This window comes from Pseudoalteromonas sp. G5_S1_54_S4 (assembly GCF_054968565.1).
This window is the reverse complement of the sequence record NZ_JBQKUL010000013.1, coordinates 22,245-36,767: the sequence shown is the minus strand read 5'-3', so window position 1 is coordinate 36,767 and position 14,523 is coordinate 22,245. Positions and strand designations below refer to the sequence as shown.

The window sequence follows — 14,523 nt, the reverse complement described above, 5'->3', positions numbered from 1 at the left end:
TTAATCTGAGTTTTGAACAAAGGAAGTTACATCCAACTGCGAGGGTCTGACTCAGCCTGCATAAGTGTAAAATCTATAATAAAGTCAGCATCTTGCTGTTTTAAATATGGGACGTACGCACCGCCTGCAGCAAGTTGTATATACAGGCTTTTTAAGCCAGAACGACGCATAAAAAAGGTGCTCACACTGCGAGCGCTTTGTGCTTTGTACAGCTCAAAGACCCGGTAATGCACGCCAATCATACCTTTGCGTACCACCATATAAAAACGCCCATCTTGTTGATGAAGGTAATACCCATAACGTTTATAAGATAAAAACACTAACGCGGCTAATACCAAGAATAATGCTAATGCAATTAATATATTAAGTTGCATAAAGCTAATAAAAAAACCAGAAGCAACGCTCGGTAGCAAAGCATAAAACACCGTGTTTTTATATAACAACGCCCTTTCTACCGCATTGAATGCCAGCTTTTTACTGTCAAACCACGGATAAATCCACTGACACACATTATCAACTTGCTCCTGCGTGAGCACAGGCAGCACTAAGGTTTGTTTATTCTTTTTCGCCATGCTTGCAGCACCGCCGCTACTGGCTTGCAAACACTCCACAGTAAAGCGTTTTAATAGCCTGGCAACTAGGTTTTGCTTAATAACGATTGACTGTACTTTGTCTAAACTAATTGATAGTTGATGACGCTCTAACAGCCCTGCAATACGTTTGAATTTATTATTTTTAAAGTAAAGCTGATAGTTATAAAAACGAATGAGCGACATAGTCACCGATAAAAACACCGCAATAAATACCAACATAATAATTAAAGTAATAACCGCAAACACAGCTGCATTAGCCATCATACCGAGCTCTTGCTGATAAAAACCCTCTATTTTTGTTATGAACTGCTGCTCTAAAAAGTCGATGGCCACATTCATAAAAGGGGCAATAGCCGCAAGTGCTAAAATGGCCATATTCGACATTAAACCAAATTTAGCAATTTCTTTATTGGTGATAACTAAACTATTTTCGCTCTGCTCTTCAATATGAGATTGCGCTGTATCAGCGAGCTCTACTGATGGTTGCTGCTGCGCTTTATAGTCAAACACTCGTTTACGCATTTGTTGCGCGTAATCTTTAGTTACCCCTGGCAAAACAGCTTCTTGAGCCACACTGCCTGCCGCATCAAAAATACAATTAACTAACCCTATGGGGGTAAAGTAAAATGGCTCAGCTATATTTACGTTTTGCACTCGAGAAAATTTTAAGGTAAGTCGCTCTTTTTTAAATACGCCTTTGTTTAATAAAATTTCATGCTCGTCAGTAATACAAAAACGAAAACTACGGTAATACAAAAAACAATAGGCAAGCAATGAAGTCAAAGCAACCGCGAGCCCAACTTGCCCCCAAAATAGTTTATTTTCTACTTGGGTAACAAATACCACCAACACGGGCAGTAAATTAAATAAGCCGTCTTTTATGAAGCGCACACTAAAATGCATTACAAAATAAGCCAGCGCCCAAGGCGACACTTTTTGCCAATTAAGTGAAGGTGACGTTATTTGCGCAGCATCAACATTCACTGGCAGCTGCCTCGCTTGCGGTTTCATCGTGGCGATAGCTTTGTACAAACTGACGAATATTTTTGCATTTTTCGTGGGTCAGGCCGCTAATTTGTAAATCGGCACTCATACCGCCGGCGCTATAAAGTCTTAAACTGGCTAAACCAAGCTTTCGCTCTATGGGCCCACGGTGTATTTCAATATGCTGCACACGCGCTAACGGTAAAATTGTCACCTGCTGCCAAATAATGCCTTTTTTAAAAGCAATATCGTGGGTACGCAACGCGCTGCCCTGTAATTTTATGCTGAACACGCTATATAACATACACAGTAAAATTAATAGCGGAACAGCAACCAATAAGTAACCTTGCGCCATAGCAGCAAAGTCTGTATTAAAATAGCAAACAGCCGCTAGTACTAAGCAAAAAGGAATGAAAAATAACAACCAATTCAATTGTGCATGCAACAATGCTTTGTCCGCAAGCGGCTCAAACACTATGCTTTTATGTTGCGGTAGGTCGGTTATTTGTTGATTAGTAAACACACTTTGCTCCATTACGCGTATGGTAGGCTTAGCCAAGCCACTTAATTGTTGTTACTAGGGTATGACTTTGTTTTGGCTCAAGCGAAACCGCATCTTCAAGTACATTCGCAGCCTCTAGGCATAACATGCTTTTATAATCATCATCGGCAAAATTTGATAGTCGCTTTGATTTTTCAATCCATGGATTCCATAACACGCACGAGCGCGAGTTTTCTCTGCTAACGCTGATCATCCCTTGAGGAGTTTCAATAGTTTGCACAGCGGCGGCTTGGGTATAAACCATATCGGTTTCACGGGTAAAACCAACCACATCACTTTGCTGATAAGGCCCTTGGCCAAATTCTATGTATTGCGCCCCTTGCAGCCCTGTTACGCGAGTATTATTAATATCATCAGTTGGAAAGTAAGAATGCAGCGCCTGTGTATAACTAAATGGGGTGTTACCTAAATTAAAGGTGGTTAAACGCACCTCTAACTGCTCAGATAAAATAAACTCAACCCTTAAAGAAGATTGATGAGGCCAAAAGGTAGAATCTATCTGCTTCATTGGTAATTTAAGACTAACAGTAATCTCGTTCTCGGTTTCATGCACTTCATCGGCTTGCCATACGTGCGTGCGCGCAAAACCATGTGCTGGAAAGTCTTTATTTTCATGTTGACCAAACCAAGGCCAGCAAATAGGAATACCACCACGAATGCCCTTCCCTTCGCTAAAGGTTTCATCCCCAGACACCCACAATAGTGACAATTTTCCTTTGGGTGTAAACTCAGTTATTTGCCCACCTTGTAAAAATATCTTCGCCTTACATTGGCGACTATTAATACTAATAAATTCCAAACCGCTATGTGTACGCTCAATACATACTGAGGGTGATAATTGCATTTTATTTCCTTTAACACTGAGACTAATTTTTTAGTACTTAACCTGAGTTCAGGTTACTGTACACAAACAATAATGCATGCTTAAAGCATAAGCTACATAGAATAGTTATTTAAATTGAGTTAGTTACTATATTTTTATGCCACATCAACGGCTCAATTACGACTAAAGTTTTAAACCTGTGGCTTGCGTATCGCTTTTAACTTACGTAAGGTGCGCAGCCTTAGCAAACAGAGTGTTATTAACTTTTAATAAAATAAAGATAATAAACACCATTTTAATTACTGCTCAAATTAATAAAAACCAATAAAAACTAATAACAGCAGGCTGAAATAACATATATCATTTGAATTCAATTTATTTGATGTGTAACATTTCATGATTACGGCAAATGATTCGCCTTCCATGAGACAAACAAATGCAAAAATATGACGAGTTACTAGTTTCTTTACGCAAGGTGATCCGTGCGATTGACTTACATTCAAAACAACTTAATAAAACAGCGGGTTTAACTGGACCACAACTGCTTATTATGCAAGAAGTGTCTCAAACTGATGGTATTACCGCCAGTCGTATTGCGCAAAACGTCAATTTAAGTCCGGCAACTGTCACAAATATTCTTGACCGAATAGAAAGCAAGAATTTGGTAACACGCGTTCGTAGTCAAATGGACAAACGCCGGGTCAGCTTATACCTTACTGAACAAGGTAAAGAATTACTCGAAAAAGCGCCTCAGCCCTTGCAAGAACACTTTATCGAAAAATTTTCAGCGCTTGCTGAATGGGAACAGAGCCTACTACTTTCATCAATGCAACGTATTGCCGCAATGATGGATGCAGATAAGCTAGATGCCTCTCCTCTTTTAGAAGTAGGCGCACTGTTTCAAACTTCTACTAAAGAATAAAACGCAGTATAAAAACAATAAACTAAATTAGTCTGCCATTTTCTCCTTTTTCCACACTAAGAGGCGCATCGTTGCGCCTTTATTTTTTTAATCACAATCAAAACGGCTATTATGACTAAACTCTCAAAACTAACACTCGCATTAATTTTAAGTGGTGTTGCTAGCAATTCTTATGCATCAAACCTTCAACCTCTCCAAAGCCAATTAACGCAGTTAAAGCAACAAGTAGATAAACTTGAAAGCAAACTCGCTGAAAAAAAGTCTCAGCAAGTAGACCAAGTTAGTAAACAGTTGCAAGCTACTTCTACAGACACTGCACAGCAAGAAAAGCAATCATCTGGAATAAAGGTAGGAGGTGCTATTCGCGCTAACTACGGTATAAACTCTTACGATGAAGACAATGAAGATCGCGGTGGTGACTTTGATTTTGATATTTTCCGGTTAAATGTCTCTGGCGAAATTAATGACATTTCAGTCAATGGTGAAATACGCTTTTACGATTATATGACTGTCGTAAAGTACGCTTACTTAGGGTACGAATTTATTGATGGCTGGGAAGCTCAGGCAGGCATAACAGCCGTGTCGTTTGGTAACGGTCCTTATAATTCTCACAGCTACTTTTTTAGCACTAACTACTATGTTGGCCTAGAAGATGATTTTGATTTAGGTGTGGTTGCTAAGCGTAAACTTAAAGACAACTGGACACTTGATTTAGGCTTTTTCAAAAATGATGAACTGGGTGGAGTTGATGGCTCAGCATCAGACAAAAATCATCGTTACTCTTATGATATTGTTGGTAGTCGCCCTGCAGATGAAGGCACCTATGCCGAGCCTGCAAAGCAACTTGGTGAATACAACACCTTTGCTGGTCGCGCTACTTATCAGCTTGAGCATAGTAAAAATATCACCACTGACATCGGGGTATCGTTACTCAGTGGTGGACTTCACGACGGTGAAGACCGCGCTGGTAATTACAGTGCGTGGGCTGTTCACTTAAACAGCAACATTAATAACTGGAATATTCAATTGCAACACGGTGAATATGACTACGACTTAGACGATGGTAATAACCGCTTTGCGGTGGGTGCTTTTGACTATTATGACAGTGTATCGAGCCAAGCCACAATGACCAACTTTAATATTGCCTATGACTACGCAATAGAGTGGGGCCCAGTTACCAACCTGCAGTTTTATAACGACTATGGGATCATCTACAACAAGTCAGATAATAGCGCCAATACTTGGATGAATGTAACCGGTATGAGCATTACTGCTGGCGGATTCTTTAGTTATGTTGATTTCGTACAAGCCCGCAATCAACCCTTTATTGGCGGTACCATTATTGGTGATGGCGATACCGAGCGCCGTTTTAATATTAATTTAGGCTATTACTTTTAATAGGTAGTGCAATCAGGAAATTCTTTTCCTTTGCTAACCCTAAATGGCTTAGTTGATAACATGCAACTAAGCCATTTTCTCTTCATTTTACCTTTTAATTAGCTTACCCTTTTACCGTTTAATTAATTAAAAAAGAGCTAAAGTGAGCATAAAAAACGTTTTTATTTATTATAAAAATTTTGGCTTTAAATTGCTGGGGCTACTGTGTGTATTACTCGGCATTATTGGTGTTGTATTACCCGTTATGCCAACCACACCGTTTTTAATTTTAGCCTTAGCGTGTTTTGCTCGCTCATCCGCGGCGCTTGAATCTTGGCTATTAAACCACCCTCGCTTTGGTACAACATTACAACATTGGCGCGCCCATCAAGTGGTTCCTGTAAAGGCAAAGTATGCTGCAGGTATAGGTATGCTAATAGGCTTTATATTTTTATTATACAACAGCCCTCCAGCTTGGATTATTGCCCTAGTGGCTGTTGTTGAAGTGCTGGTTATGGCTTACTTAATTTCTAAGCCCTCAGCTCCTCCTAAAAAATAAAGTGTAAAGTTTGGTAAATAAATTTGTAACAGCTAATGCAAATCATTATCATCCGTACAAGTTAAATAAGTTTGTACCTTTTATGCCCTTTGTTAATAAACGCACTTTATATAGTACAAGTCGTACTCTACATATCTATATTTCCACCGCTTTGTTTTTTTTACTTATTCTATTTTGTGTAAGCGGTATAGTGCTAAACCATGTTGACTGGTTAAAAAACGATAAAAACAATGGCCAAATTACGGTCCAAATCCCCCAAGATCTGCTTACTCAAGCAAATACACAATTAAATAGCCTGCCTGCTATTTACCCCCAAATTGAAGCTTACTTAGCCAAACACTATGGGCTTAATAAAGTAAAAAGCATTGAATGGGAAAAGCAAGATTCACTGGTTATGCTCGACTACCCATTACCAGCAGGCTATGCCTATGCAGAGTTTGATTTTATCAGTGGCGAATTGTTACTCGATTATCAAACCGGGGGGTTTTTAAGTGTTATCAGTGATTTGCACAAAGGTCGTCATTCAGGAGAAGTATGGAGCTGGGTTATTGATATATCAGCGGTGCTGATGATTCTATTTGCCATCACCGGCATGATTATTTTATTTCAAAACAGAAAAAAACGCTTAGCAGGAATATGGATAACCGTATTAGGAATCGCAACACCATTGGTTATTTATTTATGCTGGGTTCCACAAATTAAAGGAGTATTTTAATGTTCAAGTTTAAATCTTTAATTAGCACCGTATTGCTGTTAATTGCCGTGTGTTTTCACACTTCGGTGGCAGCGCAATCGCCCCAATTAGAAATCGAATTAACTCTACCTGAGTTAGATGTGCAGCCCTATCATCGCCCTTATGTTGCAGTTTGGCTCGAAACACCAGAGCGAAAACATGTCACAACTTTAGCGCTTTGGGTACAAAAAGCGGAATGGTTTAAAGACCTACGCCAATGGTGGCGTAAAGCAGGTAAAAGTGATGCAAACTTCGATGGGGTTAGTAGCGCAACCAAACGCGCAGGCACTTATACCATTAATTGGGACGGAAACGATCTTAATGGCAAATCAGTTATCGCAGGAAAATACCTGTTAAATATTGAAGTTGTTCGTGAAGAAGGCGGGCGTGATTACAGCCGTATTGAACTTGATTTAACCCAATCAGGAAAAATAACCATTGATGGCAAAAACGAATTTTCAACCAGCTTTGTCACTGTATCCGCTAGGTAGTCCCTACTTATCATTCAAATTTAAAGGAAAAATAATGAACGTTAATTTATTAAAAACAGCACTCATTGGCGCACTGAGTTTATCAGCGCTGGTATCAACAGCTGCAAGTGCACATGGCCGCTGGTTACTACCTTCGCATACCTCGCTATCAGGGGATAAAGCCCATTATGTAATGATTGATGCGAGTATTTCTAACGAAATTTTTGCACCTGATAAAGCATTTCGTCCAAGCACAAAAGGCGCTGAATACGACGATACTCTGCTTATGGCACTTGCCCCAAATGGCGAGCAAGTTACCGATACCATTCGTGCCTACTACCTACAACGCAAAAGCTCTGCTGCAGTAAAACTTCAGCAACAAGGCACCTATCATATTGCGATGACGCAAAAACCTATGTACATGACATTCTACAAAAATGCAGCAGGTGAGCGAAGCCGTGTATTCGCCAAAAAAGCAGATGCCAATCTACCTAAAGACGCCAGCGACATCACTACAATTAAAACCATCTCTACTGTTGATACCTTTGTTAGTCATAATGGTACCTCTAAACCAGCACAATTAGGTCAAGGCTTAGAGCTTAGCGGCCCAACGCATCCAAACGATTTATTTGTTGGCGAGCAAGCGCGCTTTCAGCTAATAAGCGATGGAAAGCCGGTTGGCGAAGGCATTGAAGTCAGCATTTTAAAAGGTGATACACGCTACCGTAACGAACGTGGCGAAATAAAAGTAACGACCGACAAAAACGGCATGTTTAGCACAACGTGGAAAGAGCCAGGCCTATACCTAATCGAAACCTCTCAAAAAGTGACAGTAAACGAAAAAGATGTAGACGCCAGCCGCTATGTATTATTTACCACCCTTGAAGTAGCACCTGAATAAATTTTTAATTCCCTACAGGCCACATTAATCGTTTGGCCTGTAGCTTCTTTATAATTTAAACCCTTTAGCAAAGCTTTAAACCAAGTTAGTCATTTTCGCTGCCTAAATAAGCATAATCCTATATTTTAGCCTCCTTGTCTGTTCCTGTTTCAATCTATTATTCCGATCACTTATTTTTATGAAAATAGTTGAATAACTTAGTCAATTTAGATCTTTGCGATGCACTAGCCGCTTATATATGATGCGCCCTTTTCAAAATCTTCAAGGCACGCTTAATGACTTTTCAGCATTTATCAGCTAATAAAAAATTAGCACTTAGCTTGGCTATTTCCACCGCACTTAGCGCCTCTTTTTCAGCTGCTAATGCGGCTGAGCAAACTAACCAAGTCGAAGAAAATATCGAAGTAATTTCAGTAACAGGCACGCGTCGCAGTTTGCGTAGTATTGCGCAAAGTACTGTGCCTGTAGATATTATTAGCAGTGACGATATGGCAAGTACGGGGCAACTTGAAATTAGCCAAGTGCTCGCTAACCAAGTCCCGAGCTTTAACTACCCAAGTGCCACACTCTCTGATGGCACCGATCATGCTCGCCCAGCGGTTTTAAGAGGCCTTGCACCCGATCACACCTTAGTCCTTATTAACGGTAAGCGTCGCCACTCTGGTGCGTTATTAAACTTAGGGGGCACGGTTGGTCGCGGCTCTACCGCGGTTGATTTAAACATGATCCCAACCTCTGCAATTAAGCGTGTTGAAGTACTGCGCGATGGGGCTGCAGCACAATATGGCTCTGACGCCATTGCGGGAGTAATCAATATTGTTTTAAAAGATGCCACCGAAGGCGGCAGTGTTAGCGTAACTTATGGCCAATACGACAGCCAAATGGCCGGTGTACCGCAACTAAATAGCACTTATGCGGATGATAACGGCAACCTTGCATTTAATTTAGGCGACGATCGTCACGTTAACGACGGTAGTACCCGCACAATTAGCGCAAACTCAGGTTTTTCATTAACAGACAATGGTTTTGTAAATGTATCAATTGAATACCGTGATAACGACTCAACTCAACGCTCTGGTTTTGATCCGCGCGAACAATACAGCCGCCTAGATGATGGCAGCCTAGACCCACGCGAATTTACAATTGATCGCTACAATCACCGTTTTGGTAAAGCAGCGCTGGAAGACTACGCTTTGTTTTACAATATGGGATACGATTTAGAGAATGGCTTTAATGTTTATTCGTTTGGTAGCTATTCAGAGCGTGAAGGTAACTCGGGCGGATTTTACCGTCGTGCAAAAGACAGCCGCAATGTTTTAGAGCTATACCCTAATGGCTTTTTGCCACAAATTGCTACCGACGTAAAAGATTACTCGCTGGCACTTGGTTTACAAGGCGATAGTGGCGACTGGACTTGGGATGTAAGCACCAACTACGGCCGAAATGACTTTGGTTTAGGCGTTGTAAATAGCCTCAATACTTCTTTAGGTACTAATAGCCAAACTGAGTTTGATAACGGCGCCATGGTTTACGATCAATTTTTAGTTAATTTTGATGCCAATACCAGCGTTGATTTTGGTCTACCCGATGATGTGTTTTTCACTATTGGTGCTGAATACCGCCGTGAAAGCTATAAAATAGAGCAAGGCGAGGAAGCCTCTTATATTACTGCGCTTGATAACAACGGCAACCCAATTGCTGCTGGCGGTGCGCAAGTGCTTCCTGGGTTTGGGCCGCAAAGCGCAACCAATGAAAGTCGTCATAATGTTGCTGTATTTGCTGAATTTGATACTTACTTAACTGATAAATGGAATGTTGTTTTAGCCAGTCGCTATGAAGATTATAGCGATTTTGGTAACACATTTACTTCAAAATTAGCCATGCGTTACAGTATTAACGACAACCTATCGTTACGTGGTGCGGCAAGTACTGGCTTTCGTGCGCCGTCACTTGCACAAAGCTCGTACCGTCAAATATCGACTATTCTCGAAAATAACCAGCCTTTTGAAGTTGGTCTATTCCCAAGCTCTGCTCCTGCAGCTCAAGCGTTAGGTGCAAAACAGCTCGATGCAGAAGACTCAGTTAACGTTACCGCTGGATTTGTTTACACTCAAGGTGGCTTTAGCTTAACAGTTGATGCGTACCGCATTGATATTGATGACCGGATTGTACTCTCTGAAAACTTAAGCGGTAACGCTGTGCAGCAAATTCTAGCGAATGCTGGCAAGCTAAATACCGAAAGTGTTCGTTACTTTACCAACGCCATCAATTCGCGCACGCAAGGTGTTGATATTGTGGCAACGTACACACTTGATTTAAATACATTGGGTGATGTGCGCTTAAATGCGGCGGCAAACATTAACGATACCGAAGTGACTCATGTAGATGCAAACCCGAGCGAGCTAAATTCTTTAGGCGATGACTACGTGGTATTTGCCCGTCGTGAAGTAGGCCGTTTTGAGCAAGGCACACCCGATAACAAACTAAACCTATCGGCTGTTTGGAGCTTTAACCAATGGCAAACAACCTTGCGTGCAACTCGCTATGGGGAAGTGGCAGATATTTCAACCACCAGCGAGGGTGATGAATATTTAGATGCTAAATGGATTGCTGATTTAGAAGTCGCTTATCGTCCTAACGAAGCGTGGAAGTTTGCAGTAGGTGCGAATAACCTATTTGATCAGTACCCTCAAGCAACGGTAGATAATATTGGCTACTCTAACTTTGGCCAAATATTTCCGTACACGCCTTACACACCCTACAGTTTAGATGGGCGCTTTTTATACGGTAACATTACTTACAATTTTTAAGTAAAACGCCCATTAACAATAGAGTAATTACAAAAGGATGCAGTGTGCATCCTTTTTATTAACATTTAGTATTTTTAACCATATTTTGGCATTTTAACTTTTTAACTACTGCTGCCATCTCATATAAAACAACAACTTACATTTCGGCCTCAATTTTGCTCTATACTTTGTATATTAACTAAAATAATCAATATCAAAGGACTAAACATGAGCGCATCAACTCTATTCAACTTCACTAAGCCCGTTTCACTAATTAGCGGCATTTTATTACTCAGCGGTTGTGTATTTCACATATCGCCCAGTGTCGCATCAGTTAAACAAACCCAGCAGCTTTCACTACCAAGCAATAACCTTGAGTACATAACGATATTAAGTGGTGCCGGTTCGCTCGATATTCAGGGCTCTAATACTGCAACCAATATTAGCGTTGATGCCATCATTTACACCGCCGACATTGACGATGAATACGAACTCACCCTTGAGAAAAGCGGTACACAAGCAAAACTTGTTGCACAAAATAAAAGTAATAATGGGATTAGCTTTTACAGCGGGCAATCACCAAGTATCAATTTAGTTGTTACCGTACCTAACACCCTAAATTTAGATATTAACGACGGCTCAGGCGATATTATTATTAACGCTATGCAAAGCAATATTGATGTAAAAGATGGCTCTGGCAATATTGATATTAATAGTGCTAAAAACTTAAATATTGACGATGGCTCGGGCAGTATTTACGTAAAAAATGTAGTCGGCGATTTAGCATTAAATGATGGCTCAGGCAGCATTGATATTGATAATGTCAGTGGTAATGTCGCAATTGAAGATGGCTCGGGCGGCATAACTATTAAACATATTAATGGCGCAGTCACCGTAGACGATAACTCAGGAGATATGTTGATTGAACATATTGGCTCAAGCGTGACGATTGAAGATGGCTCTGGCGATATTCGTGTTAATTATGCTAAAGCGCTGACTATTACAGAAGCAGGCTCGGGTGATGTCAGTATTGATAATATTTCAGGCACTGTAAAATTAGACCGCTAATACACTAATAAAGCGAAATAAATGGCTGTTCACTACATCAGTTATTGTATTTTACTAACACCTAAGCCATGCTAAATGTCTTGAAATTATTAGGATAAACGCGTGTTAGAAATAGCTTTAATTTATTTAGCCGCCGCCATTGTGGCTGTTCCTATTGCCAAACGACTTGGCTTAGGATCAGTACTGGGTTATTTAATTGCTGGCATACTGATTGGTCCCTATGCATTGGGAGTCGTAGGGGATCAAACCGATGTAATGCATTTTGCCGAATTTGGCGTAGTGATGATGCTATTTTTGGTCGGACTTGAACTACAACCCTCACGACTATGGAAGCTTCGGCACTCTATTTTAGGGCTTGGTGGCTTACAGGTGGTGCTAACTGCGGCGGTTATTTTTGCCTTTTGTTATTGGTTTTTTACCATGCATTGGCAAACCGCATTGGCCATTGGTTTAATGCTGGCACTTTCTTCTACCGCGATTGTATTGCAAAGCCTCGAAGAAAAAGGCTGGTTAAAGCAAGAAGCTGGGCAAAATGCATTTTCGGTTTTATTATTTCAAGATATTGCCATTATTCCTATTTTAGCGCTACTCCCCTTACTCGCGTTTGCTGCACCAAGTAGCTCAAAACAAATTAGCGATTCAATCATTGCAGGCTGGCCTGTTTGGCAACAAGTAGGCGTCTCTGTTGGCGTTATTGCCGCTATCATTGCTGGCGGTAAATATGTGTCGGCACCACTGTTTAGATACATAGCACAAACCCACATGCGTGAAATATTCACAATTTTTGCATTGTTTTTAGTCGTGGCTATTTCGCTTGTAATGCACAGTATTGGCCTATCACCTGCTTTAGGTACTTTTTTAGCCGGTGTAGTATTGGCCGAAAGTGAATTTAGACACGAATTAGAAGCCGACATAGAGCCCTTTAAAGGCCTATTGCTAGGACTATTTTTTATCACTGTAGGGGCTTCAATTAATTTTGAGCTATTATTTAATCAATTTAGTACCGTGGTTGCTTTAGTTGCCTTATTAATTGTCATTAAAGCCTGCATTTTGTTTGCCCTTGCTGTCACATTTAAAATTAGCTCAAAGCAAAAACTATTGTTTACATTGGCACTAGCACAAGGTGGTGAATTTGCTTTTGTACTTTTAAGCGTGACCACCACATTAAGTATTTTAACCCCAGAACAAACCAGTCTAGTGACCTTAGTGGTTGCGGTATCTATGTTGATAGCCCCTTTATTACTGATGTTGTATGAGCAAATACAAAAACGCAGTAGTAGCACTAAGCCTGAGTTTGATAAACCAGAACAAATAAATACCGCTAAACACGTAATTATTGCGGGCTATGGCCGCTTTGGGCAAATAATGGGGCGTTTATTACATGCACAAGGCTACGAAATTACCGTACTTGATCACAGCCCAAGCCAAATAGAACTGCTGCGCCGCTTTGGTAACACCGTATTTTACGGTGATGCTGCTCGCCAAGAACTGCTTGAAGCTGCTGGTGCACATACTGCACAAATGCTGGTTGTTGCGATTGATAACCCAGATAAAACCATTGAAATTATTAAGCTGGCACATAAAAACTACCCACAATTAAAAATAGTGGCGCGCGCAATCGATCGTCGCCATGCGTATCAACTACTGAATCTAAAAGTGGATGCGTTTAACCGCGAAACCGTCGACTCAGCCATTAACTTAGCCATAGAATCACTGCAGCTACTTGGCAATAGCAAAGAAGACGCTGAGCGTGCTGGTAAATTATTTAGGGATCATGACCGTGCATCTGTGTTACAACTTTCTGAGCTTTGGGGAGATGATGCCAGCTACGGCGTTGCAGTACGCCAACGTATGGAAGATTTAAAACAGGTATTACAGCAAGATAAGCAAGCACAGCAAAATTTAAATACCTGTGATGCAAACGATTATGAAAATGGCTTAACAGAAGACTCTGCTAAGCCCAAAAAACGACCTAATGATGATGTCCACCTTGAATAGCATCACCTTGAGGATTATAAAAACCGGTGGCGCCGTGCTCTATAAAGCCTAGGTTAATCATTTTTGCTAAAAATGGGTCGCTTTCGTTATCGCCAATGTCGGCATAGTCGGTGGTTTGAAAGTTATCCCATTTTGCAAACTGAGCCTTAATCGCTGGTGTGTCATTTTGCACCGCGTCTAAGCTAAGTGACGTGCTTGCTTTATTCGCTAGGTTACTAATACTAAATGTTTTTACTAGTTTTGAATGGGTAAAAAATGCCAAGTTATACTGAGAGTTATTTTCTTCTAAGCTGTAATTTTTTATTTCGTTGCAGCCTTCGCCTTCGGTGCTCACTAATGTCATTTTTTCAATAAGATGATTATCTACCAGCTGTACTTTTGCACTCCAGTTTTGCACTCCTTGCACCTCTGAGGGCTGATATTCAATACCGCGCTGCTGCGCATTAAAATAACGAATAGGCCGTATTTGATTGTTGCTCGTATGCTGCCAAAGCTCTGTTATAACTTGGCTTTGGTGCGCCACTTGTTGCTCATTTCGCCAAAGGGTGAGAGTTTGGCTGTTTTCCTTATTATTTTTAAGCGCTTGTGGAGCCTTATTAATAATAGTGTAAGTGGCTTTTAATACCTGTGGATTTATATCGCACTGCTCAGCAAAGCTGCTTGCGCTAAATAATGCGCTCATTATTAAAAATACTTTTTTCATTGGGCTATCTCTTTAGTTAATCGCTTTTAGCTTAATTGCCT

Annotated in this window: 13 protein-coding genes; 9 read left to right on the top strand and 4 right to left on the bottom strand. The window is 40.7% G+C overall.

Annotated features, from left to right (window positions below):
• Positions 1–26 precede the first annotated feature (26 nt).
• From ACTRWE_RS07255 to ACTRWE_RS07245, 3 genes are read right to left on the bottom strand one after another with little or no spacing between them, the layout of a single operon-like run.
• Entirely contained in the window at positions 27–1,577 is a 1,551-nt protein-coding gene (locus ACTRWE_RS07255; RefSeq protein ID WP_013466233.1) for a PH domain-containing protein, read from the bottom strand.
• The gene (locus ACTRWE_RS07250) at positions 1,567–2,112 is read right to left on the bottom strand and encodes a PH domain-containing protein (RefSeq protein WP_013466234.1); all 546 of its coding nucleotides are present in this window, start codon (positions 2,110–2,112) and stop codon (positions 1,567–1,569) included. The genes ACTRWE_RS07255 and ACTRWE_RS07250 overlap by 11 nt, the downstream gene beginning before the upstream one ends.
• 16 nt (positions 2,113–2,128) lie before the next feature.
• Complete coding sequence (locus tag ACTRWE_RS07245; RefSeq protein ID WP_013466235.1) at positions 2,129–2,983, bottom strand: D-hexose-6-phosphate mutarotase; 855 nt, start codon at positions 2,981–2,983, stop codon at positions 2,129–2,131.
• Positions 2,984–3,398: 415 nt separating this feature from the next.
• Here ACTRWE_RS07245 and ACTRWE_RS07240 point away from each other — a divergent pair, with 415 nt between their 5' ends.
• From ACTRWE_RS07240 to ACTRWE_RS07200, 9 genes are all read left to right on the top strand, one after another.
• A complete protein-coding gene (locus ACTRWE_RS07240) occupies positions 3,399–3,884 on the top strand; it encodes a MarR family winged helix-turn-helix transcriptional regulator (RefSeq protein WP_008466785.1) in 486 nt (161 codons plus the stop codon).
• A 111-nt stretch (positions 3,885–3,995) separates the two neighbouring features.
• Positions 3,996–5,282, top strand: coding sequence for a hypothetical protein (locus ACTRWE_RS07235; protein ID WP_013466237.1), 1,287 nt, complete (start codon positions 3,996–3,998; stop codon positions 5,280–5,282).
• A gap of 142 nt (positions 5,283–5,424) precedes the next feature.
• The gene (locus tag ACTRWE_RS07230) at positions 5,425–5,820 is read left to right on the top strand and encodes a YbaN family protein (protein ID WP_013466238.1); all 396 of its coding nucleotides are present in this window, start codon (positions 5,425–5,427) and stop codon (positions 5,818–5,820) included.
• Positions 5,821–5,902: 82 nt separating this feature from the next.
• Positions 5,903–6,535, top strand: coding sequence for a PepSY-associated TM helix domain-containing protein (locus ACTRWE_RS07225; RefSeq protein ID WP_013466239.1), 633 nt, complete (start codon positions 5,903–5,905; stop codon positions 6,533–6,535).
• Entirely contained in the window at positions 6,535–7,044 is a 510-nt protein-coding gene (locus ACTRWE_RS07220; RefSeq protein ID WP_013466240.1) for a DUF2271 domain-containing protein, read from the top strand. Before ACTRWE_RS07225 ends, ACTRWE_RS07220 begins: the two co-directional genes overlap by 1 nt.
• A 34-nt stretch (positions 7,045–7,078) precedes the next feature.
• A complete protein-coding gene (locus ACTRWE_RS07215; protein WP_008466776.1) occupies positions 7,079–7,924 on the top strand; it encodes a DUF4198 domain-containing protein in 846 nt (281 codons plus the stop codon).
• Between the two features lie 275 nt (positions 7,925–8,199).
• Positions 8,200–10,734 carry a TonB-dependent receptor plug domain-containing protein gene (locus ACTRWE_RS07210; protein WP_013466241.1) on the top strand — a complete coding sequence of 845 codons (2,535 nt, stop codon included), beginning with the start codon at positions 8,200–8,202 and terminating at the stop codon, positions 10,732–10,734.
• A gap of 207 nt (positions 10,735–10,941) precedes the next feature.
• A complete protein-coding gene (locus ACTRWE_RS07205) occupies positions 10,942–11,781 on the top strand; it encodes a DUF4097 family beta strand repeat-containing protein (protein WP_013466242.1) in 840 nt (279 codons plus the stop codon).
• Between the two features lie 102 nt (positions 11,782–11,883).
• Positions 11,884–13,779: a monovalent cation:proton antiporter-2 (CPA2) family protein gene (locus ACTRWE_RS07200; RefSeq protein ID WP_013466243.1), complete on the top strand. Its 1,896-nt coding sequence runs from the start codon at positions 11,884–11,886 to the stop codon at positions 13,777–13,779.
• Here ACTRWE_RS07200 and ACTRWE_RS07195 read toward each other — a convergent pair.
• Entirely contained in the window at positions 13,754–14,482 is a 729-nt protein-coding gene (locus tag ACTRWE_RS07195; RefSeq protein ID WP_013466244.1) for a hypothetical protein, read from the bottom strand. The genes ACTRWE_RS07200 and ACTRWE_RS07195 overlap by 26 nt on opposite strands.
• Positions 14,483–14,523: the final 41 nt, after the last annotated feature.

Excerpts from the sequence above, each read along its gene's own strand:
- ACTRWE_RS07250 (WP_013466234.1), bottom strand. The coding sequence starts at position 2,112 with ATGGAGCAAAGTGTGTTTACTAATCAACAAATAACCGACCTACCGCAA.
- ACTRWE_RS07245 (WP_013466235.1), bottom strand. The coding sequence starts at position 2,983 with ATGCAATTATCACCCTCAGTATGTATTGAGCGTACACATAGCGGTTTG.
- ACTRWE_RS07240 (WP_008466785.1), top strand. The coding sequence starts at position 3,399 with ATGCAAAAATATGACGAGTTACTAGTTTCTTTACGCAAGGTGATCCGT.
- ACTRWE_RS07235 (WP_013466237.1), top strand. The coding sequence starts at position 3,996 with ATGACTAAACTCTCAAAACTAACACTCGCATTAATTTTAAGTGGTGTT.
- ACTRWE_RS07225 (WP_013466239.1), top strand. The coding sequence starts at position 5,903 with ATGCCCTTTGTTAATAAACGCACTTTATATAGTACAAGTCGTACTCTA.
- ACTRWE_RS07220 (WP_013466240.1), top strand. The coding sequence starts at position 6,535 with ATGTTCAAGTTTAAATCTTTAATTAGCACCGTATTGCTGTTAATTGCC.
- ACTRWE_RS07215 (WP_008466776.1), top strand. The coding sequence starts at position 7,079 with ATGAACGTTAATTTATTAAAAACAGCACTCATTGGCGCACTGAGTTTA.
- ACTRWE_RS07210 (WP_013466241.1), top strand. The coding sequence starts at position 8,200 with ATGACTTTTCAGCATTTATCAGCTAATAAAAAATTAGCACTTAGCTTG.
- ACTRWE_RS07205 (WP_013466242.1), top strand. The coding sequence starts at position 10,942 with ATGAGCGCATCAACTCTATTCAACTTCACTAAGCCCGTTTCACTAATT.
- ACTRWE_RS07195 (WP_013466244.1), bottom strand. The coding sequence starts at position 14,482 with ATGAAAAAAGTATTTTTAATAATGAGCGCATTATTTAGCGCAAGCAGC.